At 68.3% G+C, this 22,828-nt stretch carries 20 protein-coding genes and 1 pseudogene; 9 read left to right on the forward strand and 12 right to left on the reverse strand.

Annotated features, from left to right (window positions below):
* From cysS to VGP60_RS01840, 6 genes are all read right to left on the reverse strand, one after another.
* Nucleotides 1-1,295, reverse strand: a 1,295-nt coding sequence (cysS, locus tag VGP60_RS01815; protein ID WP_327546045.1) for a cysteine--tRNA ligase, incomplete at its 3' end; no start/stop codon positions are given.
* Nucleotides 1,296-1,384: 89 nt separating this feature from the next.
* Nucleotides 1,385-2,071 (reverse strand): HAD-IA family hydrolase, encoded by a 687-nt coding sequence (locus tag VGP60_RS01820; protein ID WP_327546046.1) that lies wholly within the window; start codon nt 2,069-2,071, stop codon nt 1,385-1,387.
* 62 nt (nt 2,072-2,133) lie between these two features.
* A complete protein-coding gene (locus VGP60_RS01825; protein WP_327546047.1) occupies nt 2,134-2,538 on the reverse strand; it encodes a hypothetical protein in 405 nt (134 codons plus the stop codon).
* Nucleotides 2,539-2,575: 37 nt separating this feature from the next.
* On the reverse strand, nt 2,576-3,043 hold the full coding sequence (ispF, locus tag VGP60_RS01830; protein WP_327546048.1) for a 2-C-methyl-D-erythritol 2,4-cyclodiphosphate synthase: 468 nt from the start codon (nt 3,041-3,043) through the stop codon (nt 2,576-2,578).
* The gene (locus VGP60_RS01835) at nt 3,040-3,681 is read right to left on the reverse strand and encodes an IspD/TarI family cytidylyltransferase (RefSeq protein WP_327546049.1); all 642 of its coding nucleotides are present in this window, start codon (nt 3,679-3,681) and stop codon (nt 3,040-3,042) included. The genes ispF and VGP60_RS01835 overlap by 4 nt, the downstream gene beginning before the upstream one ends.
* 43 nt (nt 3,682-3,724) lie before the next feature.
* A complete protein-coding gene (locus VGP60_RS01840; RefSeq protein ID WP_005165253.1) occupies nt 3,725-4,216 on the reverse strand; it encodes a CarD family transcriptional regulator in 492 nt (163 codons plus the stop codon).
* Between the two features lie 298 nt (nt 4,217-4,514).
* Between VGP60_RS01840 and VGP60_RS01845 the strand changes: the two genes are divergently transcribed.
* The 6 genes and pseudogenes from VGP60_RS01845 to VGP60_RS01870 form a co-directional block, all read left to right on the forward strand.
* Entirely contained in the window at nt 4,515-5,222 is a 708-nt protein-coding gene (locus VGP60_RS01845) for a hypothetical protein (protein ID WP_327546050.1), read from the forward strand.
* 35 nt (nt 5,223-5,257) lie between these two features.
* On the forward strand, nt 5,258-6,616 hold the full coding sequence (gene radA / locus VGP60_RS01850) for a DNA repair protein RadA (RefSeq protein WP_327546051.1): 1,359 nt from the start codon (nt 5,258-5,260) through the stop codon (nt 6,614-6,616).
* A 200-nt stretch (nt 6,617-6,816) separates the two neighbouring features.
* A complete protein-coding gene (locus VGP60_RS01855) occupies nt 6,817-7,686 on the forward strand; it encodes a carbohydrate-binding protein CenC (RefSeq protein ID WP_327546052.1) in 870 nt (289 codons plus the stop codon).
* 267 nt (nt 7,687-7,953) lie between these two features.
* Nucleotides 7,954-8,595, forward strand: coding sequence for a hypothetical protein (locus VGP60_RS01860; RefSeq protein WP_327546053.1), 642 nt, complete (start codon nt 7,954-7,956; stop codon nt 8,593-8,595).
* Between the two features lies 1 nt (nt 8,596).
* The gene (locus tag VGP60_RS01865) at nt 8,597-11,896 is read left to right on the forward strand and encodes a glycosyltransferase (protein ID WP_327546054.1); all 3,300 of its coding nucleotides are present in this window, start codon (nt 8,597-8,599) and stop codon (nt 11,894-11,896) included.
* A gap of 19 nt (nt 11,897-11,915) precedes the next feature.
* Nucleotides 11,916-12,594, forward strand: a pseudogene (locus VGP60_RS01870) (hypothetical protein); the annotation flags it as partial.
* Between the two features lie 117 nt (nt 12,595-12,711).
* Here VGP60_RS01870 and VGP60_RS01875 read toward each other — a convergent pair.
* A complete protein-coding gene (locus VGP60_RS01875; protein ID WP_327546055.1) occupies nt 12,712-13,146 on the reverse strand; it encodes a hypothetical protein in 435 nt (144 codons plus the stop codon).
* On the opposite strand from VGP60_RS01875, the gene VGP60_RS01880 reads away from it, so the two are divergent.
* The 3 genes from VGP60_RS01880 to VGP60_RS01890 all read left to right on the forward strand — a co-directional run bounded on the left by VGP60_RS01880 (nt 13,139) and on the right by VGP60_RS01890 (nt 14,959).
* Nucleotides 13,139-13,414, forward strand: a complete 276-nt coding sequence (locus VGP60_RS01880) for a hypothetical protein (protein ID WP_327546056.1) — start codon at nt 13,139-13,141, stop codon at nt 13,412-13,414. The two genes, VGP60_RS01875 and VGP60_RS01880, sit on opposite strands and share 8 nt — an antisense overlap.
* A gap of 198 nt (nt 13,415-13,612) precedes the next feature.
* Nucleotides 13,613-14,686, forward strand: a complete 1,074-nt coding sequence (locus VGP60_RS01885) for an exo-alpha-sialidase (RefSeq protein WP_327546057.1) — start codon at nt 13,613-13,615, stop codon at nt 14,684-14,686.
* Nucleotides 14,687-14,959, forward strand: a complete 273-nt coding sequence (locus VGP60_RS01890; RefSeq protein WP_327546058.1) for a MoaD/ThiS family protein — start codon at nt 14,687-14,689, stop codon at nt 14,957-14,959.
* Nucleotides 14,960-15,083: 124 nt separating this feature from the next.
* Here the strand turns inward: VGP60_RS01890 and otsB are convergent, their stop codons facing one another.
* The 5 genes from otsB to VGP60_RS01915 form a co-directional block, all read right to left on the reverse strand.
* On the reverse strand, nt 15,084-17,612 hold the full coding sequence (otsB, locus tag VGP60_RS01895; RefSeq protein WP_327546059.1) for a trehalose-phosphatase: 2,529 nt from the start codon (nt 17,610-17,612) through the stop codon (nt 15,084-15,086).
* A gap of 62 nt (nt 17,613-17,674) precedes the next feature.
* Nucleotides 17,675-19,117 carry a trehalose-6-phosphate synthase gene (locus VGP60_RS01900; RefSeq protein ID WP_327546060.1) on the reverse strand — a complete coding sequence of 481 codons (1,443 nt, stop codon included), beginning with the start codon at nt 19,115-19,117 and terminating at the stop codon, nt 17,675-17,677.
* Between the two features lie 77 nt (nt 19,118-19,194).
* Complete coding sequence (locus VGP60_RS01905; RefSeq protein WP_327546061.1) at nt 19,195-20,634, reverse strand: threonine/serine ThrE exporter family protein; 1,440 nt, start codon at nt 20,632-20,634, stop codon at nt 19,195-19,197.
* Between the two features lie 106 nt (nt 20,635-20,740).
* Complete coding sequence (locus VGP60_RS01910) at nt 20,741-21,754, reverse strand: Acg family FMN-binding oxidoreductase (protein WP_327546062.1); 1,014 nt, start codon at nt 21,752-21,754, stop codon at nt 20,741-20,743.
* A 96-nt stretch (nt 21,755-21,850) separates the two neighbouring features.
* The gene (locus tag VGP60_RS01915; protein WP_327546063.1) at nt 21,851-22,810 is read right to left on the reverse strand and encodes a YafY family protein; all 960 of its coding nucleotides are present in this window, start codon (nt 22,808-22,810) and stop codon (nt 21,851-21,853) included.
* Nucleotides 22,811-22,828: the final 18 nt, after the last annotated feature.

Genomic DNA, 22,828 nt, shown 5'->3' on the forward strand with positions numbered 1-22,828 from the left:
AAGTCCTTGGCGGCGCGAGCCTGCTGACGTTCCGTGAGCAGGCCCTTGACCAGGCCGTCGAGTGCCTGGCGCACCGGTGCCTCGGAGCCGCCGGCGTCCGACCAGCGCGCGGAGAGCGGGTCGAGACCGAGCACGTCGACCATCGCGCGCACGGTGGCGGCGACTTCGAGTGCCTTGTGTGTGTCGGCCGCGTCGAGCGCGGTGTTACCTTCGCGGACCGTGTTGTGCAGCACGGCGAACGCCTGCGGCGTGGCGAGGTCGTCATCGAGTGCCGCGGCGAACTCGTCGGGCACCTTGCCGATCTCGACCGCGCCGGCCTGGCCCGCCGTCCGGCGCAGGAACTGCTCGATCCGCTGGTAGCCCGTCGCCGCCTCGGAAAGCGCGCCGTCGGAGTACTCGATCGTCGAGCGGTAGTGCGGCTGGATCAGGTAGTACCGCAGCTCGGGCGCGCGGTAGTTGCGCAGCATCTCCGGGATCAGCACGGTGTTGCCGAGTGACTTCGACATCTTCTCGCCGGACATCGTCACCCAGGCCACGTGCATCCAGTACCGCGCGAACGCGTCGCCGGCGGCGTTCGACTGGGCGCGCTCGTTCTCGTGGTGCGGGAACACCAGGTCGACGCCGCCGCCGTGGATGTCGAACTCGCTGCCGAGGTACGCCGTCGCCATCGCGGAGCACTCCAGGTGCCAGCCCGGCCGCCCGTTGCCCCACGGCGTCGGCCATGAGGGCTCGCCGGGCTTGGCGCTCTTCCACAGCGTGAAGTCGCGGTGGTCGAGCTTGCCGCGCGTGGGCGTCTCGCCCTGCTGGACGTCGTCGAGCCGGTGGCCGGAGAGCTCGCCGTAGCCGTCGAACGACTTGACCGAGAAGTAGACGTCGCCCTCGGCGATGTAGGCGTGCCCGGTGTCGATGAGCCGCTGCATCAGCTCGATCATCTGCGTGACATGACCTGTCGCGCGCGGCGAGATGGACGGCGGCAGGCAGCCAAGCGCGTCGTACGCGTCCTCGAAGGCGCGCTCGTGCGTCGCGGCCCACTCCCACCAGGGACGACCGGCCTGCTCGGCCTTGTCGAGGATCTTGTCGTCGATGTCGGTGACGTTGCGCACGAGCAGCACGTCGAGTCCATTGTGGACAAGCCACCGGCGCAGCACGTCGTAGTTCAGCGCCCCGCGGACGTGCCCGATATGCGGTACACCCTGCACGGTCGCCCCACACACGTAGATCGACGCCGTTCCACTACGAGCGGGCTGAAACTCCCGCACGCCTCTGGACGCCGTGTCATATAGGTGTAGGACCACCCCGAAATGGTACGGGTTGCGCGTGAGCGAGGTCGCACGGCCGGTTAAGTCGGTGCTGTTTGTCAACCGCGGGGATCAGCGAGAAGGAGCTAGAGAACCCCATATTGGCGTAACGCGGCCAGCAGTCCGTCGGGCCGCTTGGGGGTCGGCAGCGGGTCGACCAGGGCAAACTCGCAGCCCAGGGCCCTGGCGCCGCCGTCGGCCTCGTCGCTGTCGCCGATCATGAGCGTCTCTTCGCCGGTGAACCCGAGCTTGCCGAGCGCGACCCGGAAGATCTCCGGGTCCGGCTTGATCGCTCCCACCTCGAACGACAGGACGAACTCGTCGACGTAGGCGTCCCAGCCGCGGGCGGTGAACGCCGGGCGGATGTCGAAGGCGATGTTGCTCAGCACACCGACGCGCAGGCCCTTGTCCGCGCACGTCTTGAGCGCGGCCTCGGTGTCCGGGTACGGCGTCCACTGGCCGGGCGTGATCAGCCGGTCGTAAAGCGCCCGCGCCTGGTCCGCATGCGGCACGCCCGACTGCTTGAGGACCTCGAGGTAGACCTTCCGGTGCAGCACCGGGTCGAGGTCGCGGTTCTCCCAGGCGTACTTGTGCTCGTCGTCGAGTTCGACGACCTGGCCGACCGGCGCCGTCATCCGCCGCATCAGCTCTGTCTGCGCCTCGATGTCGAGGCCGTCGCCGTCGGTGTCGGTCAGGTCGGCCAGCCAGGTCTCGTCCTGCTCGAGGCGGAACAAGGTGCCGGAGAAGTCGAACAACACAGCCTTGATCGTCACAAGGCTGGATTGTATTCGGACGCGGAGCGTCTCCGTTGAGGGTGGTGGTGGGCACGGGTGGGCTAATGGTTTAAACCATCAGCAGCGTTACCGGTGATTGTGAGACGGGTTTCGTCCACGCGGATTCGGCATTCGCGCCCCCGTGCGTCATGAACCGTCAACTCGCCGCCGTTCCATGTCGCGTGTTCGACGACCTCGCCGATCTCGACACGGGAACTCTCATGCCCGTCCACGACGAGCCGAATCGAGGTCTCACAAACCAGCAGCCAACCGGCTTCGACCCGAAAGACGAGCAGCAGGTCTTCATCGACACGAAGCACCTCAGGCTCATCCGCCGAGTCCACGGGCAGGACGACAAGACTTCGCGCAGACCACAAATACGGCACCTCAGCTGCAACACCCAGCGCCACCGGACGCCAACCAGGCTCCTCGTATCTCCACTCGCGAGCGCCGACGACAAATGTCATCTCGGCATCGGCTCGTGGGATCAAGGCTTCGCCGTGGTCATTCGGCACGCAGGAGCAGCGCCGTCGCGATGGCGGCGATGCCTTCGCCGCGTCCGGTGAGACCGAGGCCGTCCGACGTCGTGCCCGCGACGCTCACCGGCCCGCCGGTGGCTTCGCTGAGCACCCGCTGCGCCTCTTCACGCCGTTTCCCGACGCGCGGTGCGTTGCCGATGATCTGGACGGTGGCGTTGCCGAGCCGCCAGCCGTCGGCTTCGATGCGGCGGCGGACCTCGGCGAGCAGTTCCGCGCCGTGCGCGCCCGCCCAGCGCGGGTCGCCGGTGCCGAAGACCGCCCCGAGGTCGCCGAGCCCGGCGGCCGAGAGCAGCGCGTCGCACAGGGCGTGCGCGGCGACGTCGCCGTCGGAGTGGCCCGCGCAGCCGTCGACGCCAGGCCAGTTCAGACCGGCGATCCAGCAGTCGCGCCCGGCTTCGATGGGGTGGACGTCGACGCCGTTGCCGATCCTCACAAAATCTCCTTGTGCCGGCCCGCGTTCGCCGCGGCCTCAGCCAGTGTCAGTTCGAACGGGGTTTCGATCCGCATCGCGTTCGGGTGTCCCTCGACGGTGTGAATCTGCTCGCCGGACGCGGTGAGCAGATCGGTCTCGCCCGACGCGACGGCGGTGAGCAGCGCGTCGGCGGCGAAGCCCAGCGGGGTCTGCGCTGTCCGCAGCAGCTCCCTGTCCTGGGTGCCGAGGATCACACCGTCGGCGTCGACGAGCTTGACGGTGTCCGCCATCGGCAGCACCGGCACGACGGCCCGCGCACCTGCGCGAACGGCGTCGGCCACGGCGCGGATCACCTCGGGAGGGGTGAATGCACGCGCGGCGTCGTGTACTAAAAAGACGGCCGGCGCCAACGCGCTCAGGGTCTGGTGGACCGATTCCGCGGCCACGATCCGGACCCGGGGTTCGGCGAGAGGGCGCAAAGCGTCGGCGGACATGACAACACGCCATGCGGGAGTCGCCACGACCACCAGATCCACGTATCCGGAGTCGAGCAACCCGCGCACGGCGTGCGTCAGTAAAGGCTCACCATGAACCGGCGAGAGCGCGGAGATTTCGCCGGCGCCATGATTGTCAGCGGTGACGAGCGCGACGATCTTCACCGTCGTGTTCGTTCCCTGGCGGTATTCGATTCCACCGGAAGGGTTAAACCGCTGCGGTTTCCAGAACTTCGTCGAGGAGAACTTCTGCCTTGTCCTCGTCGGTGCCCTCGGCAAGCGCCAGCTCGCTCACCAGGATTTGCCGGGCCTTGGCCAGCATGCGCTTCTCGCCGGCGGATAGCCCACGGTCCTTCTCTCGCCGCCAGAGGTCCCGCACCACTTCGGCCACCTTGTTGACATCGCCGGAGGCGAGTTTCTCGAGGTTGGCCTTATACCGACGAGACCAGTTCGTGGGCTCTTCGGTGTGGGGAGCGCGCAGTACGTCGAAAACCTTGTCCAGTCCTTCTTGCCCGACGACATCGCGTACGCCTACGATTTCGGCGTTGTCAGCGGGCACGCGAACCGTGAGATCCCCTTGCGCGACTTTGAGGACGAGGTACTTCTTTTCCTCACCCTTGATCACGCGGGTCTCGATGGCTTCGATGAGTGCGGCACCGTGATGCGGGTAGACGACGGTCTCTCCGACCTTGAAAACCATGTGTCCTCTGCCCCTTTCGCTAGCACCATCCTATCACGGCGCGCCGAGGGGCACCTAGTGGCCCGGATCCGTCGTCGCAGGTCAGCGGCCCTTTCGCGGCTCGGACGGGGTTGACAAACGCGAGAAGGCCATGCTCATGCAGGTAAGGGCAAAAGGTTTCGGCGGCGATCATCGAATCCACTGTGGACGGTTGATCTTGACGGTGATCAACCTTGGGGCGGGGTCGCGCCACGCGGCGGGTGCCACGCGAGCTAGTGTTCGCGGTGATCTGGCGACAAAAGCTCGGAAGGACTCGGACGTGAGGCTGCAGAATCGTCGCGTGCTCGGCTCTACCGTGCTGGCGCTGGGCGCCGCACTGGTGCTCGCCGGCTGCGGAGCCGGGCAACTGACCCAGACCGCCAGCCAGGAGCCGGCGGTCAACGGGGCATACGCGCAGGCCAACACGGTGTTCATCCGTGACGCCGTGCTCCAGTACCCGCCGAACAAGAAGGCTTACGCCCAAGGTTCGTCGGCCGCACTGAAGCTCACCATCGTCAACACCGGTGGCACCGACGACGAACTCGTCGCCGTGGCCACCGACGCCGCGGGCGGTGTCGACATCCAGGGCTCGAAGCTCGTCGTGGCCAGGAACTCGCTCGTCGTCAGCCCGTCGGAGCAGACCGGCGCCACCGGCGAGGACTCCGTGTCCGTCACGCCGTCGCCGACCACGACCTCACCGACGACCAGCTCGTCGTCGCCCACGTCGACCCCTGGCTCGAAGTCGTCGACAGTCACCACGTCGCCGTCCGCGCCGGCCACGACGTCCTCGGCCACGCCGCTCGAGGTCGGCAAGGCCACCATCGTCCTGCGCGACCTCAAGCGCCCGGTGTGGCCCGGCCAGACGATCCGGGTGACGTTCACCTTCCGCAACGCCGGCCCGGTCACCTTCGATCTGCCGGTCGAGGCTCCCGAGCACGTCCGTGAAGGCGCTCCCGCCGAGGCTGAAGCCCCCAAGGCCGGGCACTGACCGGTTTTGTCGTACCTCGCCGCTAGCCTCGCGTAGTGGTCAAGAAGGGCGTCAACTATCGCTGCGGCGAGTGCGGGTACGAAGCCGTCAAATGGGTCGGCCGGTGCCCCGAATGCCAGGCGTGGGGCACGCTCGAAGAACGCGGTGACTCCCGCCCGGCGATAGCCAGGATCGTCGCCGGCGCCCCTAATTCCCCGGCTCGGCCCATCGGCCAGGTCGACATCGAGGCCGCCAGGGCGCGGCCGACGGGTGTTTCGGAACTGGACAGGGTGCTCGGTGCCGGGCTCGTCCCGGGCGCGGTGATCCTGCTCGCCGGTGAGCCCGGCGTCGGCAAGTCCACGCTGCTGCTCGAGGTCGCCTACCAGTGGGCGGCGACGGCGGGGCGTTCCCTTTACATCACGGGCGAGGAGTCCGCGGGCCAGGTGCGGTTGCGGGCCGAGCGCACCGCCAATGTCCACGACCGGATGTACCTCGCCGCCGAGAGCGATCTGTCCGCCATCTTCGGTCATGTCGACGCCGTGGAGCCCGGGGTGCTGATCGTCGACTCCGTGCAGACGATGGCGTCCCCGCTCGTCGACGGCGCGCCCGGTGGGGTCACCCAGGTCCGGGCGGTGGCCTCCGGGCTCATCACGATGGCCAAGGAGCGCGGGCTGCCGGTGATCCTGGTCGGTCACGTGACCAAGGACGGTTCGGTCGCGGGCCCGCGGGTGCTCGAGCACCTGGTCGACGTCGTCCTGCAGTTCGAGGGGGACAAGCACTCGACGTTGCGCATGCTGCGCGGGGTGAAAAACAGGTTCGGCGCGGCGGACGAGGTCGGCTGCTTCGAACTGCGCGAAGACGGCATCGTCGGGGTGGCCGATCCGTCGGGGCTGTTCATGAACCGTACTTCCGAGCCGGTCTCCGGGACGGCCATCACGGTCGCGGTGGAAGGAAAGCGGCCGCTGCTCGGCGAAGTGCAGGCCCTGGTCTCGCAGTCGGCCATGCCGCAGCCCAGGCGGGCCGTGAGCGGGCTCGACTCGTCCCGGGTCGCGATGGTGCTGGCCGTGCTGGAGAAGCGCGGCGGGCTGAAGCTCGGCGATAAAGACGTCTATACCGCGACGGTCGGTGGCATGAAGATCACCGAGCCCGCCATCGATCTCGCGCTGGTACTGGCGATAGCTTCTTCCGTCGAGGGCGTGGCGCTGTCGCCGCGGCTGGTGTCGGTGGGCGAAGTCGGGCTGGCGGGTGAGGTCCGGCGAGTGGCGGGGGTCGGGCGTCGGTTGGCCGAGGCCGCGCGGCTCGGCTTCACGCATGCGCTGGTACCGCCGGATTCGGGGAAGCTGCCGGACGGCATCCGGGTGCTCGAAGTCGGGGACGTCGCGAGCGCCCTCAACGCCGCCAGCGCCGCCCGTTAAACCACGATCGGGTGCGGCCAGGTAACGGTTAGGCCATCTGCTTTAACGTTTCGTACCAGTTCACCGATTGGTCCGGTGTGAATCTGGCAAGGCGGATGGCTCGTATCGTGCTGTGCGCCCTCGCCTTGTCCGCTTGTACCCCCGCGGACCCGCGGCCGGCGACGGTCGAGCCCACGCCTGCCGAGCCCACTACGGAGCCCGTGCCTGCCGAGCCGATCCTGTTCACGCCCTATGTAGATGTCACCGCCGTCCATCCGCCGCTCGCCGACGCGATGGCGGCTATCCCGGCTCGTCGTTTTGTGCTCGCTTTCGCGCTCGCCTCGGGGTCCCGGTGCGAACCGGCGTGGGGTGGCACCTTGAAGATCGGGAATTCCGCCTTGCTGGCCGATATCGCCGCGGTGCGCGGTGCGGGTGGTGAAGTAACGGTGGCGACCGGTGGTGCGAAAGGTAGTTATCTGGAGAACACCTGCGCCACGGCCGCCGAATTGGCCGCGGCGTACCGCACCACGCTTTCGGTCACCGGCGCCGACCGGCTCGAGGTCGACGTCGAAGCCGGGATCCCGGTCGCGGTCGTGGCCGACGCGATGGCCACTGTCCACAGTGAACTCGGTGTGTCACTGACGGTCACCGCGATCGTCGAAGACGCCCGGCGCGGACTCGCGCGGTCGAGTATTTCACTCCTGGCAGCCTTGGCGGAGCGGGAAATCGATGTCACCGTCAACGCGATGGTGATGAACTTCCCGGATGAAGGTGACTGGCGGAAGTCATTGCTTGACGCAGCGGAGTCCGTGACCGATCAGATCGAAGAAATCTGGTCACAGGGAAGACAAGACGCCTATCGCCGGCTTGGGCTGACGCTCATGGCGGGCCGCAACGACACCGGCGTCGTGACCACTTTGGACGATGCCCGTGCTGTCGGTGATTACGCGCGTGCGCACCGAATCGGCTTCCTCGGCCTGTGGTCACTGTCTCGTGACAATGGGAGCTGTCCCGGGCTTGCGGAGGCCAGTCCGGTATGCAGCGGTGTGTCGCAGGTCGATTACGAATTTACTCGTTCGGCTTCGATATAAATTTCTTCGCGTGGTCAGTGTAACGATCATGGAGACTCTCGCGAGTAGGTAGATGAGCGGTTAGAAACCGTTCGGCAGCAACACTTTTGAGATGTACGGTGAACATCACGGCTCGTGATGCCGTCATTCTTTCACTGGATTCAAGGAAATAAACACCAGCACCGTAGATCTCGTTATTTGCTCCCGTCGGGTAATGCCGGGAATCCGCTTCACCTGACACTCGGAAAGGTTGTCATGTCCCAAAGTCTTCGCGATGCACCCCCGGCCGTGAATGACGGACAGGAATCCCCGGCCGACGAACCCGCCGTTGTCCGGCCGGTGTTCGTCGACGTCCGCGGGCATCGCCGGGTGTGGATGCGGGTGTCGGCCGCGGTTCTGGCCGTGCTCAGTATCGCGTTCATCGCCGGAGCGGGACTGCTGCTTTCCGAGCGGCCTTTGACCGCTTTTCCGCGCCTGATCGGCATTTCCGAGCCGGAGAACGACGAAGCCGTGACCGGGAACGGCACCGCGGCCGACGCGCCCGACGGCGCCGACACGACGTCGGCGCCGGGGCAACCCGGCAGGCTGCCGTTGCCCAGTGGAGCAGGGAACAACGTGGCCCAGCCCGGCGCGCTGCCGGGGCCGTCAACCCCGCCGGGCATGTTCGGGCAGCCGGTTTCGCCGGTGGGTCAGGCCGCACCGAGCGGGGTCCAGGGAGGTGTCGGTACGCCGGCTCCCGACGGCACCGGGACACCACGGATCGACGTGACGACCGACCCCGCGCCGCCCGTCACGTCGGACCCTCCGGTGGAGACGCCCGAGCCCTCGGTTGATCCTCCGGTCGAGCCGCCGGTGGAGCCGCCCGTCGAGCCGCCCATGACCGTGGTTTCCGTGACGCCGCCGCTGCCGGACCCGAGCGTCGGACCCTGACATGAGCGAGCGTAAGCGCCGCCGGTTCCGGATCCGGCTGCCCTGGATCTTCGCCTTCGTCGTGACGGCCGTGCTGGCGGTGATGCTGGTGATCGCCGGACTGGCGAGCGCGGGCATCGTGAGCGACAACCTGGCGCACACCTCCGTCGGCGATTCCACGGTTCCGCTCGACGTCGTCGAAGGCGGCGCCGTGGTCGACGCGACCCAGCTGCCGGTGACCACCCGGCACCTGCCGGACAAGACCATCGCGCTGACCTTCGACGACGGCCCGGACCCGACGTGGACCCCGCAGATCCTGTCGATCCTCCGCAAGTACAACGCGCAGGGCACGTTCTTCGTCGTCGGTTCGCGGGCGACCAGCCATCCCGAACTCATCCACGCGATCCACGACTCCGGTTCCGAACTCGCGCACCACACGTTCACCCATCCCGACCTGGTCGAGGTGCCCCAGTGGCGGATGGATCGCGAGCTCGACCAGACTCAGCTCGCCCTCGCCGGCGCCGCGGGCGTGACGAGCTACCTCTTCCGGCCGCCGTTCTCCTCGTCCACCGGCGCCATCGACGACCTCGGCTACCGCACCGTGCTCGAAGCGGGTCAGCGCGGCTACGTGAGCGTGTTCACCGACTCCGACAGCGAGGACTGGGAGCGGCCCGGCGTCGACGCGATCGTGCGCAATTCGACCCCGCCCGCGGGCAAGGGCTCGGTCGTTCTCATGCACGACTCCGGCGGTGACCGCTCGCAGACGGTCGCGGCGCTGGACAAGCTGATTCCCCAGCTGCAGAAGGACGGTTACCGGTTCACCACGGTCACTGCGTCGGTCGGCATGGCGCCCGCCGGGCAGCCCGCGAGCTCCAGCGACGCGCTCTCCGGCAAGGTGTTGCTTGGCGTTGTCGCCGTTTCACTGGGCGTTGTCGAGGCACTGCAATGGATCCTGCTCATCGTCGGCGCGCTGGTGGTGGTGCGGCTGCTGCTGATGGTCGTGACCGCGTACCGGCACGCCAAACGCCGTCGCGCCGCGGATTGGCGCTGGGGTGACGAAGTGACCGACCCGGTGACGGTGATCGTCCCGGCGTACAACGAAAAGGCCAATATCGAGGTCGCCATCCGCTCGATACTGGCGAACGACCATCCGCTCGAGGTCATCGTCGTCGACGACGGGTCGACCGACGGCACGGCCGATCTCGTCGAAGCGCTCGGTCTCGACAGGGTGCGCGTGATCCGGCAACCCAACGGCGGCAAGGCGACCGCGTTGAACACCGGTATCGCCCATGCCGGCCACGAACTGATCGTCATGGTCGACGGTGACACCATCTTCGAGCGCGACACCGTGCGCCTGCTCGTCCAGCCGTTCGCCGACGTCAAGATCGGCGCGGTGTCGGGGAACGTGAAGATCGCGAACCGTGACACCTTCCTGACGCGCCTGCAGCACATCGAATACGTGGTCGGCTTCAACGTCGACAGGCGGGTGCACGACCTGATGGGCTCGATGTGCACGATCCCCGGCGCCGCCGGCGCGTTCCGGCGCACCGTGCTGCTCGACGTCGGCGGGGTGAGCCAGGAAACGCTCGCCGAGGACACCGATCTGACCATCGCCATCGGCCGCGCCGGCTGGCGCATGGTCTACGTCGACAAGGCGATCGCGTGGACCGAAGCGCCGGTCACCGTCCGGCAGCTCTGGCAGCAGCGCTACCGGTGGACCTACGGGACCATGCAGTCGGTGTGGAAGCACCGCCGCGCGATCGTCGAACGCGGCGCGGCCGGGCGGATGGGCCGGTTCGGGCTGCTGCACATCATCGCGTTCCAGATCCTGCTGCCGATCACGGCTCCGCTGATCGACGTCTTCTTCGTCTACGGCCTGTTCTTCCTCGACCCCGGAACCACGCTCGTGCTCTGGCTTTCGGTGATGCTGATCCAGACCGCGGGCGCCGCGTTCGCCTTCCGGACGGACGGCGAACCGCTGGGGCCGCTGTGGCTCATGCCCGCGCAGCAGCTGATTTACCGGCAACTGATGTACGTCGTGCTCGGCCAGTCGCTGGGCTCGGCGGTCTCCGGGGTCCGGGTGCGCTGGCAGCGGATGCGCCGCATCGGGGCGCTCGACTCGATGCTCCGCGCCGAGCCCGAACCGGTGTCGGCACGGGCGAAGCGCAGCGCGCCGGTCGTCACGCTTTCCAGCATGACAAAACTGTCCACAGAGGACAGTCCTAAGCAGACCGCTGTGTCGAAGGTCGAGCCGCCCGCGGCGCCGGAACACTGGTTGGCGTTGCTGGCCGTGTTCGCGCTGATCGGCGTCGTACTCGGCCGTTCCACCGGCTGGGGCTGGCTGAGTCTCACGTTTCCGTCGCTGGGCATGCTGTTCGCCCTCAGCGCTTCGTACCTGGCGCGCTCGCTCAACCTGATCCCGGCGATCGACGCGATCGGGCACGGTATCCGCCGGCTCCTGCCGTCACTGTGGCTGCTCGGGATCATCATGATCCCGTTGATGCTCATCAAGGGCTGGATCGTCGACCCGGACAACCCGCTGGACTGGCCGCAGCTGGTGCTGTGGGCGTTCCCCGCGCTCGACCCGCAGGTCAGCTCGTGGGGCGCCGACGCGTCGGTGGTGCTCTGGTACGTCCGCGCGTCGCTGTGGTTCGTGCTGCTCACGCCGTTGCTGCTGCGGGCGCTGCGACGATCGGCGGTCCTGACCTTCCTGGCTCCGCTCGCGCTGATCGCCGGCGACACGCTGCTCGGGTCGCCGCTGCGGGACCTGGGGCCGATCGGCGAGGCGTTGATCGACTTCTGCACCTTCGGCGCCTGCTGGTTGCTGGGCCTGGCGCATCGGGAAGGCACGCTCCGGCGGATCCATCCGCTCGTCGTCGCTGTGCTCAGCGCGGCCGCCATCAGTACGGGCAGCTGGCGGGCGCTGACGCAGGCATCCGGCCCGTTCGACCCCGGCGGCAGCCCGCTGAGTCAGGCACTGGTTTGTGCCGGTGCGGTCCTTCTCGTGCTGCGGTTCTCGCCGAGTCTCGACTGGCTGGGCCGGGCTCCGGTACTCGGGCGGCTCGTCACCGTGATCGACGCCCGGGTGCTGACGATCTTCCTCTGGCACAGCATCGCGCTCGCCGTGGCCGTGCCCGTGGTGGGCATGTTCGCCTGGAACTCCCAGGCGGCGCTCGCCGGTACCGGTGTCGTCCTGATCGTCATCGCGGTAGTGGCTTTCGGCTGGGCGGAAGACCTTGGCGCCCGCCGCCGGCCCAGTCTCCTGCCCGGCGGTCCGGCGCGGCCCGAGCCGAAGCTCGCGAGGGTCCTCACCGCCGTATAAGTCCTGAAAGGACACCGAAATGTGTGGACTCGTGGGTTACATCGGCCATCGGGACGCGGTTCCGGTGCTGCTGGAGGGTTTGCGCCGGTTGGAATACCGGGGTTACGACTCAGCTCGTCGAACAGGGCGTGGTCCTCGCGTCCGAAACGGACAGTGAGGTACTCGCCCGCCTCATCGCGGCCGAGGTCGTCGTGCTCGACGCACAGCGTCCGGACGAGCTTGTCGCCGCGCGCAACGGAAGTCCCATCGTGCTCGGACTCGGTGAGGGCGAGATGTTCGTCGCCTCGGACGTCTCCGCGTTGGTGCTGCACACGCGCCAGGTCGTCTACCTGGAGGACGGCGAAGTCGCGATGGTCCGCGCGGGGGGAGTACCACACGAGCACGGTCGATTCCCGGCGTACCGATCGGGCACCGACCACTGTGGACCAGAGCGCCACGGATTCGAGCTCGGTGGATTTTCCGACTACATGGACAAGGAAATCCAGGAGCAGCCCGAAGCCGTCGGCCGGGCGTTGCTGGGCAGGCTGGACGCGCGGCTCGGCACCGCGAGGCTGGACGGTCTCGGGCTCGATCCCCGGGAACTGCGCGGAATCCGCCGGGTCAAGATCCTCGGTTGCGGGTCGGCGTACTACGCGGGACAGCTGGGCGCGGCCATGATCGAGGAACTCGCCAGGGTGCCCGCGGACGCGGAACCCGCCGAATAACCAAGCTCGTGAGTGGCTACGAGTGTTAGAACACTTGTTGCCACTCACGACCCCTGCCTGACCAGCGGAAATGTCCGGCAGGACCGGCACCGGGAACGCGGTGACGGCCACCTAAGCCTGGTAGCACTTTCCGCCGCGGTAGAGATCGCCTGCCACGACAGGGAGCCCAGCCGGAGGATTTACCTGGTACGGCCGCGCGCCGCTGCGGGTGAGCGCTTCTTCGCAGCGGATCACGCCGCTGTCGACGGCGGGACCGGCCCACAGGTCGATATGGGAACCGGAGCAGGTGGCGCAGCTGTCTTCGAGGATGAAGTACCGCTGGACGTCCGGGACGTAGACCTTGGTGCCGGGCTTGAAGACGCCCTTCGCCGCGGCGAAGGTCAGCGGGTCGGCGAACGTGCCGGTGCCGCCAGCTTCGCGGTGCAGGCCGGGGAAAGCGATTTCCCGGCTGCCTGCCGGGTCGTTGTCGGCGGCGGCGTAGAAGGTGATCGGGCCGGACGCGTTCGGGGAGGCTTCCGCTTTGGGAGCGGGCGGCTCGGTGGTCATCTTCGGCGCGGTGGTGCTCGCAGGCGGGGGCGTCGTCGGGACGCTGCTGCTCGGTGCCGGTGTCGGAGACGCGCTGGTCGATGTCGGCGCGGTGGCGGGCGGCGTCAGCGACGGCGGCGCGAGCAAGTCAGCGCTGCTGAGGGCGACCGAGGTCTCCGGCGGCGATGGCGTCTCGGTGGTGAGCAACACCGTGGCACCGGCGGCCAAGAGCACCGCCACGGCCACACCGGCGACGATTCTGAGCTTCATGCGGAAAACGTCCTCGTGATCAAAATGTTATCCAGTCGAGTAAGGTAGCTGACTTTCCTGAGGTCCGCAAACAAGCGGAAACCGTTGTCGGACAAGATCTTCTTCGTCAAAGAATCACTGGACGCGACCAGCTGACCCGGAGGCCGCAAGCCGGATTTGTCGGACCCCCGGCGTACCGTGCGGGGTGACCTGGAACACATCGAACGGGAGGTACGAGGTGGACGTCTTACTGGCGATCGGCACGCGCAAGGGGCTCTGGCTCGCCAGGAGCCGGGACGGGCGGCGGAGCTGGGAGCTGTCCGAACCGCAGTTCCCGATGACCGATGTGCACGCGGTGGCGATCGACACCTCGGGCTCGTCGCCACGCCTGTTCGCGGCCGTCACCAACGAGCATTTCGGCCCGACCCTGGTCACGAGCGACGACCTGGGCGTCACCTGGGACGAGCCGGACCACGCGCCGATCGCGTTCCCCGCGGACACGGGCGCGGCGCTGGAGGGCGTCTGGCAGATCGTGCCCCGGGAAGGCGTCGTCTACGCGGGGGTCGAACCGTCGGCGTTGTTCCGGTCGGTCGACGGTGGCCGGACGTTCGAGCTGGAACGAGCGCTCTGGGACCACCCCCACCGCGCGAACTGGACGCCCGGTGGTGGCGGAATGATGATCCACACGGTCATCCCGCACCCGACGGACGCGAAGAAGGTCACCGTCGCGATGTCGACCGGCGGGGTCTACCGCACCGAGGACGGCGGTGCGAGCTGGAACCCGGCCAACCACGGTGTCACCGCGGACTTCCTGCCAGGAGAGTTCCCCGAGTACGGCCAATGCGTGCACAAGGTGGCGATGAACGCCGCCCGGCCCGAGCGCTACTTCCTGCAGAACCACGGCGGCGTCTACCGCAGTGACGACGACACGGCGACCTGGAAGTCGATCGCCGGTGGGCTTCCTGGTGACTTCGGCTTCGCCATGCTCAGCCATCCGCGCCGCCCGGACGTCATCTACAACTTCCCGCTGGTCGCCGACGCCCTCCGCTTCCCACCGGAGGGCCGTTGCCGCGTGTACCGCAGCGAGGACGCGGGCGAGACGTGGACTGGTCTGAGCAACGGATTGCCCGAGGGCGGCTTCTTCTCCGCGGTCATGCGGGACGCCATGTGCGCGGACGACGCCGACCCGGCCGGTATCTACTTCGGCTCACGCTCCGGCGAGGTCTGGGGCAGCCCGGACGAAGGCGATTCCTGGCATTCGGTCGCCGAACACCTGCCGGACGTGTTCTGCGTGCGTGCCGCGGTGATCTAGATGGCCCATCTCGTTTTGCCCGCCATGCTGCGAGAACTCGCCGGCGGCGCGGCCTCGCTCGACGTCGATGGGCAGACGCTGGGCGCCGTGCTGGACGTCGTCGGCTCGCGGCATCCCGCTTTGGAGCGGCGGCTCCGCGACGAAAGCGGGGTGCTCCGGCGCTATGTGAACTTCTACGTCGACGGCGAAGAGTGCCGCCGGCTGTCCGGCCTTTCGACGGAACTGGCACCCCAAGCGGAGGTGATGATCATTCCTTCGGTCGCCGGCGGCTAGCCCAGGTGGTGGTTGCGGGGGTCGTGAGTGTTTACGAGTGTTCTAACACTTATTGCCACTCACGAGTGGCGTGAAAAAGGGAGGGCACTTTCGCGAGAAAGTGCCCTCCCTTTATGTTCGAAAGTTATTGCGAGAGCAGGTTTGCGCAGCGGATGAGGCCGATGTGCGAGTACGCCTGCGGGTGGTTGCCCAGTGAGCGTTCCGCGATCGGGTCGTACTGCTCGGGCAGGAGCCCGGTCGGGCCGCAGGCGGCGACGAGCTGGTCGAACAGCTCCTGCGCCTCGTTGCGGCGTCCGGTGAGCAGGTACGCCTCGACGAGCCAGGCGGCGCAGATGTGGAAGCCGCCTTCACCGCCGGGCAGGCCGTCGTCGCGGCGGTAGCGGTACACCGTCGAGCCGCTGCGCAGCTCCGCCTCGATCGCCGTCACGGTCGACTGGAAACGCTCGTCGCTCGGGTCGATCAGGCCGGTGAGGCCGACGAAGAGCGACGCGGCGTCCAGGTCGGTGCCGTCGTAGGCGGTGGTGAAGGCCTGGACCTCGTCGTTCCAGCCGTGTTCCAGCACGTCCGCCTTGATGGCGTCGCGCAGGCCGGGCCAGTTGCCGGGGATCTCGCGGCCGTAGACCTCGCCGAGGGTGACGGCGCGGTCGATGGTCACCCAGCACATGACGCGCGAGTACACGCGGTGCCGCGGGACGTGCCGCTCTTCCCAGATGCCGTGGTCGGGCTCGGACCAGCGGCGCGTGACGGCCTCGGCCATCGCGCGGACCATCTGCCAGTCCTCGTCACGCAGTTCGCCACGGGCCTCGGCCAGCGTCTTGACCAGCTCGACGACCGGGCCGAACACGTCCAGCTGGACCTGGTGGTTCGCCAGGTTGCCGACGCGCACGGGCCGCGAACCGGCGTAACCGGGCAGCGACTCGATGACGGCTTCGGCGCCGATGACGCTGCCGGCCAGGGTGTACAGCGGGTGGAGCCGCTCGGGGCCCGCCAACGTCGCGAGCACGCCGTGCAGCCAGCGCAGGTAGCCCTCGGCCTCTTCGGTCGAACCCAGGTGCGCCAGCTCGCGCACGGTCATCGACGCGTCGCGGATCCAGCAGTACCGGTAGTCCCAGTTGCGGACGCCACCGATCTCCTCGGGCAGCGACGACGTCGCCGCGGCGAGCACGCCACCGGTGTCGGTGTTCACCAGGCCGCGCAGCGTCAACGCCGAGCGGACGATGAGGTCGTGCTGGACCGTGGGCAGCTTGAGCGTGGTCGCCCAGCTGCTCCAGTACTCGCCCGCACGGGCCCGCCGGTCCACTTCGGACAGTTCGTGCTGGTCCAGTTCCGTGGTGCCACAACGAAGTTCCAGCACCACGGGGTTGTCGGGCGTCGGCTGTACGAGCGCGGTGGCCGTGTCGTTCAGGCCGTCGTTCGTGATTTCCCAGCGCACGCCGGGCGCGCGCAGCACGATCGGCTCGGAGGTGCCGAGCACCTTCAGGCCGTCGGCTTCCGCCAGCAGCCGGACAGGCACGCCGCCGAACTCCGGACGCGGCGCGAACACCACGGAAGCCGAGGCCTCACCGGAGATCACGCGCACCAGATCAGTACGGTGCGGCGGGCTTTCCGGCTCGAGGTAGTCCGTCACGAGCAGCCGGGACCAGCGGGTCTCGACGGTCATCGTGTTCGGCAGGTACCGCTGGCCGAGCGGGAGGCCGTTGCGGTGCGGCTTGATGGTGAAGTGACCGGCACCGAGACCGCCGAGCAGATCCGCGAAAACCGCGGGCGCGTCGGGGCCGGGGTGACAGAGCCAGGTCAGCCGCGCGTCGGGCGTCAGCAGCGCGACGGAACGCTCGTTGGCCAGCATCGACAGCCGCTCGATGGGCGGTGCCTGCTCGCCGTAGAGCCAGCCGCGGCGCTCCTCCAGGATGAACGCCAGCACCAGCGCGACGTCGATCGTGTCCGGAACCCGGTACGTGGCAAGGCTTTCGCCCTCGCCGACCTTGACGCCGAGGTCCGGTCCGGACAGTCGCGCGAACGCCTTCTCGTCGGTGACGTCGTCGCCGAGGAAGATCGCCGCCGTCGCACCGGCCTGGTGGCGCAGCGTGTCGAGCGCGTTGCCCTTGTCGGTCTTGACGACAGCGAGCTCGACGACCTCTTTACCGTCGGTCGTCGTGACGCCCTGCCAGAGCGCGGGGCCGTTGTGCACCGTCGCCAGCACTCTGCGTCCGGCCTCGTGCTCCGCACGCCGGACGTGCACCGCGATGCTCGCGGGCTTCACTTCGAGCGACACACCGGGCACGTCGAGGACGAGCTGTTCGAGTTCGGACTCCAGCTTCCGGTGAAGTTCGCGGGCGTCCGCGTCCAGCGCGTGGATGAAGCCGATGTCGAATTCCGAGCCGTGGCTGCCGACGAGGTTCACCTCGGCTGGCAGCCGGGACAACGTCGCGAGGTCGCGCAGGGCGCGGCCGGAGATCACGGCTGTGGTGGTTTCGTGCAGGGCCGCGAGTGACCGCAGGGCACCTACCGATTCGGGCAGCGGCCGGGCTTCGTCGGGGTTGGCTGTGATGGGAGCCAACGTTCCGTCGTAGTCGCAGGCGACCAGCAGGCGCGGAGTACGGGCGATCTGGACGATCGCGCGGCGTAGCTCGGCGGGCAAGGCCTCGGCGGTCAACACTCCTCCTCGGAGCTTTTAATCGGGCGAGCATGGGGTGCTTGGGGTTAATGGGGCAGAGATCAGGGGGCAGGCTCGGTACCGAGCGCTTCCAGGAACGAACGCGCCCACCGGTCGACATCGTGCGTGAGGACCTGACGACGCAAGGCGCGCATCCTACGTCGGCCCTCAGCCGGGTCGAGCGTAATGGCTGCCAGCAACGCGTTCTTCACCCCATCCAGATCATGCGGGTTTACCAGGAATGCACTACTCAATTCCGCGGCCGCTCCGGCGAATTCGGACAGGACGAGTGCCCCTCCGAGGTCGTGTCGGCAGGCGACGTACTCCTTGCAGACAAGGTTCATGCCGTCCCGGAGCGGGGTGACGACCATAACGTCAGCGGCGGAGAAAAAGGCCGCCAGTTCGGTCCGGTTCACGGATTGGTGCAAATAGTGCACGACCGGGTGGCCGACGCGGGCAAATTCGCCGTTGATGCGGCCGACCATCTGCTCGATGTCCCCGCGCATGCGCTGGTAGTGCTCGACCCGTTCGCGGCTCGGTGTCGCCAGCTGCACGAACGCGACGTCCTCGGGCTGGACGCGGCCTTCCTGCAGCAGCTCGTGGAGCGCCTGCAGCCGCAGGTCGATGCCCTTGGTGTAGTCGAGCCGGTCGACGCCGAGCAGCACCGTCTTCGGGTTGCCGAGGTCGCGGCGGACCTGGGCGGCTCTGTCCGCGACACCCTTCGTGCGGGCCAGCTGGTCGAGCCCGGCCGCGTCGATCGAGATCGGGAACGCGCCGACGCGCACCGTGCGGTCGCCGACCTGCACCATGCCCGGCCGCGACCGGACACCGACCGCGCCACGGCTGGGTTCGAGGCCGATGAGCTGCCGGGCGAGCCAGAGGAAGTTCTGCGCGCCACCCGGGCGGTGGAACCCGACCAGGTCGGCGCCGATCAGGCCGCGCATGATCTCCGCGCGCCACGGCAGCTGCATGAACAGCTCGACCGGTGGGAACGGGATGTGCAGGAAGAAGCCGATCCGCAGGTCCGGGCGCAGTTCGCGGAGCATCGCGGGCACGAGCTGCAGCTGGTAGTCCTGGATCCAGACGGTGGCGCCCTTGGCGGCGACCTCGGCGCTGGCCTCGGCGAACCGGTGGTTGACCTTGACGTAGCTTTCCCACCAGCCGCGATCGAACACCGGCCGGGCGACGACGTCGTGGTACAGCGGCCACAGCGACGCGTTGGAGAAGCCTTCGTAGTAGTCGCTCACCTCGTCCGACGTCAGCGTCACCGGATGAAGAACCAGCCCGTCGTCGTCGAACTCGTCGACGTCCACGTCCGGGACACCCGGCCACCCGACCCAGGCGCCCTTGCGGGACCGCAGGAAGGGTTCGAGTGCGGAAACCAGCCCGCCGGGGCTGGCCGTCCACTTCTGGGTGCCGTCGGCGGAGCGGTCGAGGTCCACCGGCAACCGGTTGGCCACCACGACGAAATCCGCGGCCTGTTTCCGAACCGGTTCAGAACTCATGTTCACGTCAGCTGCTCCCTCGTTCTGGGGTCGCGGCCCAAGCATGAACACTATCGTGCGTTCAGGTGGCCCGCGTGCTACTCCAAGCGTCGTTCGGCAGGCTCGAGCGGCCCGGCCATGCGTGGTCCGGCCAGCTTGCGTTCCAGCCTGCCGAGCCCGGTGCGCACCGGTTGCGCGAGGTATTCACCGAGCACCACGCCCGCTGCCAGCGCAAGTCCGACCGCGACGGCGGTCATCAGGGTCGAAATGTTGCCGCCCGGCTCCACACCGAGCTGGTACAGGCCACGGTAGGTGGACAGACCGGGCAACAGGGGCGTGATCCCGGACACGGCGACGACGAGCGGGGTGACCTTGAGCCTCCGTGCCAGGACACCGCCGCAGAAACCGACGAGGGTGGCGGCGATCGCGGACGCGCTGACGGCGTCCAGTTGGGCTAGCACCAGGCCGCCGTAGACCGCAGCGCCAATCGCGCCCGCCACCGCCGCGACGAGCAACGCGCGCAGGGCCGAGTAGGACGCCAGCGCGAAGCACGCCGCCGCGCCCGCGCCGCCGAGCACGACGATCGGCAGCTGCTGCGGCGTGGAGGTGAGGACTTCGGGCAGCGGGGTGCGTTCCAGGCCGAGCAGGACGGCGATCTTCAACGCGAGCACCACGCCGGAGATCAGGCCGGCGGTCATCAGCACGGTCTCCATGGTGCGACCCGCCGCGGTGACGTTGTACCCGGTGATCGCGTCCTGCACCGCCGAAACCGTCGACAGCCCTGAGAGCAGCACGGTGACCGCGGCGGCGACGACCAGCGTCGGCTTGTCCGTGGTGAGCAAGTCGCTGCTCACGATGAACATCGCGGACAGCGTCGCGAAGAGCCCGCCGACCACCTGCTGGAAGAAGAACGGCAACGCGAAGCGGTTGAGCAGCCTGCCGAGCCTGTCGACGACCGCGCTGATCACGAACGCGACGGCGGCGACGTCCGGCCCGCCGCCGAGGAGCAGCGTGATGAACGCGGCCAGGCCACCCCAGGCCAGCGTCGCGACCCAACGCGGGTACGGATGCGGTGCCGTGGTGATCTCCTGCAGCTGGGTCTGGGCTTCCTCCGCGCTGACGTTGCCGCGCGTGATCTGCTGCACGAGCATTTCGGCCGCGTTGAGCCTGCTGTAGTCGAGGCTGCGCGAGCGGACCACCCGCAGCGCCGTCACCGGAGCCATGTCCGTGCCGCGGTGGCAGGTCACGGTGATCGAGGTGAAGATGACGTCGACCTCGCAGTGCGGCAGCCCGAGTGCGGAGGTCAGCGCGATGATCGTCGCGGTGACGTCGGACGCGCCGGCGCCGCTCGACATCTGCACTTCACCGATTCGCAGGCTCAGGTCGAGCACGAAGTTGACGGTGGAGTCGTCGGGCACCTTCGGCCCCAGTGCCTCCGCGGCGCCGGTGTCCGGCTGATCGCCTATCGGCGCTTCGAGTATTTGCCACGCGCGTCGGCGGACCGGATGCTTCGCGCGCTGGTTGATCTTGATGACCACTCCACCTCCTTGACGTTCCCGGAGATCATCGGCATCGATGCCCTGACCGTTGCATGTCTGAGAAGGTGTCGTCCACCACGTTAAGAGAAGATCAGCCGGACGCTGATCAATTCGGTGTCACCCGACCGGGCATCACCAGGTCTTCGACCGGCCGGCGCGGTGTCGCGGGCGTCGGTGTCGCGTAGCCGACCCGCAGGATGCTCTGCGGTACCAGCCCACCGCCGAGCATTCTGCGCAGCTCGTCCCGCATCCTCGGCACCTCCACCGGCTGCGGCAGGAACGACGCGGACAGGCCTAGCGTCGCCGCGGTCAGCAGGACCCGCTGCATGGCCTGGCCCGACTGCAGTTCGGCCAGCTTGCCGTCGTAGTACGAACACAGGACGAACACCACCGGATCGACGTCGAAATCCTTGCCCGCCGGGCGCTTCTTCCCGTTCTCCGCACGGGGATCGCGTAGCACCCACTGGTCCTGGGGCTCCGGGAACGGCCCGCCCGCCTGTGCGGGGACGCCGTCGCGGCGCTGGGTGTCGTGATGCCCGGTCCACGCCGCCCACTCGGACAGGAACAGCGGGTTGTTGCACTGGATGCGATGGGCCTGGATGACGAAGTCGCGGATCTGCGCCTGTTCCCGCAGGTCGGTGACCACGTGCAGCCAGCCCTGATCGGCCGCCGCGGCGCGGGCCAGCCGTTGTCGATGGGCGCGGGGGATCGGCTGGTCGAGAAAGGGACGCCGGTTCGTGCGGCGCGTCCGGATCGCGTTCAGCAGCGCGTTGAGCTCGTCGGTCGGGCGTGCGGGACCACCCCGCCGGACCACCGCGACCGCACCGGCGACCGAGTTCACCGCCGGTGGCAGCAACGTGACGCTGGGGCGTATTCCCAGGCCCTGCAACGCCAATCGCAGGTTGAGCAGGGCCGCACCGCAGGCGAGCCGGAGTTCCCTGTCCTCCGGATCAGCACCCGGCAGTCGTCGCCCGAGATCCATGTGGACCTCGATCCGGTCGGGCAGGAGCCGGAATCGCCATGGCTGGCTGTTGTGCAACGAAGGCGCCAAGGAAGCCGCCTGTACCACGGTTTTCACTTCCTGCGCCGAGAGGCCGAGAGTTGCGGTTATCGCGCTCATCTTCGTGCACCTCTTCCACTTCCGCGCCTACTCCCCACTCTCCGTCCGGGGGCGCTGGTGTCAAGCGGCGAACGCATGAGCCCCTTGGGCCATTTGTCAGGGGGTGGCCCGCCGGTACCGTTCGGCGAGTTCCCGGAGATGACTGACGAGTTCCGGCGGCTCACCGACAGTGAAATCGGCCTCCAGCATTCCTAAGTAGACAGACAGCGTCTCGACGGAGTCGGCCCCGGTCACGAGGACGCAGGTGTGCTCGTCGACCGCTTCCACGGTGCCCACCGCGGGATTGATGCGTTCGGCGATGGTTTCGGCGGACGCGTGCACGGTGACGCGCGCCTGGTGGCGCCAAGCCGCGGCGGAAACCCTCCGGGACACGTAGGCCGCGATGTCACTTTCCGGCGGTTCGCGCGGAGTGAAGCGGGGACCGGTCGGCGTGCGTGGCTCGACCCGGTCGACACGGAAGGTCCGCCAGTCCTGACGGCCGGTGTCCCAGGCGACCAGGTACCAGCGCCTTCCCCAGCTGACCAGGCGGAACGGCTCCACGATCCGCGACGTCGACGAGCCGGCGTGGTCGCGGTAGTCGAAGCGGAGCGTCTCGTGGTCGCGGCAGGCCGCGGTGAGCGTCATCAACGTGTCCGAGCCGACCGACGGTCCGGGGCGGTCGGCGGGGACGGGCACGGTGTAGGTCTGCAGCGCGTTGACACGGCGCCGCAGGCGTGAGGGCAGGACCTGCTCCAGCTTGGCCAGCGCCCGCAGCGCGGTTTCCCCGATCCCGGCGATGGTGCCCTCGGCGGCCGTGCGCAGCCCGATCGCGACCGCGACGGCCTCCTCGTCGTCGAGCAGCAGCGGCGGCATCGCGGCACCGGCGCCGAGGCGGTAGCCGCCGACCGACCCGCGCGTCGCGTCCACCGGATAGCCGAGTTCCCGCAGGCGTTCGATGTCGTTGCGCACGGTCCGGCCGCTCACGCCGAGGCGCTCCGCGAGTTCCGAGCCGGGCCACTCGCGCGGCATCTGCAGGAGCGAGAGCAGCCGCAGCAGTCTTGCCGAAGTCTCCAACATATTTTTGATTATGCCGGA

The organism is Amycolatopsis sp. (assembly GCF_036008905.1).
In the GTDB taxonomy this organism is placed as follows: Bacteria; Actinomycetota; Actinomycetes; order Mycobacteriales; family Pseudonocardiaceae; genus Amycolatopsis.

What these genes read in the sequence shown, in the direction of transcription:
- VGP60_RS01890 (WP_327546058.1), top strand. Translation starts at nt 14,687, where the DNA reads ATGGCCCATCTCGTTTTGCCCGCCATGCTGCGAGAACTCGCCGGCGGC.
- VGP60_RS01865 (WP_327546054.1), top strand. Translation starts at nt 8,597, where the DNA reads ATGAGCGAGCGTAAGCGCCGCCGGTTCCGGATCCGGCTGCCCTGGATC.
- VGP60_RS01910 (WP_327546062.1), bottom strand. Translation starts at nt 21,754, where the DNA reads ATGAGCGCGATAACCGCAACTCTCGGCCTCTCGGCGCAGGAAGTGAAA.
- VGP60_RS01900 (WP_327546060.1), bottom strand. Translation starts at nt 19,117, where the DNA reads ATGAGTTCTGAACCGGTTCGGAAACAGGCCGCGGATTTCGTCGTGGTG.
- VGP60_RS01840 (WP_005165253.1), bottom strand. Translation starts at nt 4,216, where the DNA reads ATGGTTTTCAAGGTCGGAGAGACCGTCGTCTACCCGCATCACGGTGCC.
- VGP60_RS01825 (WP_327546047.1), bottom strand. Translation starts at nt 2,538, where the DNA reads ATGACATTTGTCGTCGGCGCTCGCGAGTGGAGATACGAGGAGCCTGGT.
- VGP60_RS01875 (WP_327546055.1), bottom strand. Translation starts at nt 13,146, where the DNA reads ATGACCACCGAGCCGCCCGCTCCCAAAGCGGAAGCCTCCCCGAACGCG.
- VGP60_RS01915 (WP_327546063.1), bottom strand. Translation starts at nt 22,810, where the DNA reads ATGTTGGAGACTTCGGCAAGACTGCTGCGGCTGCTCTCGCTCCTGCAG.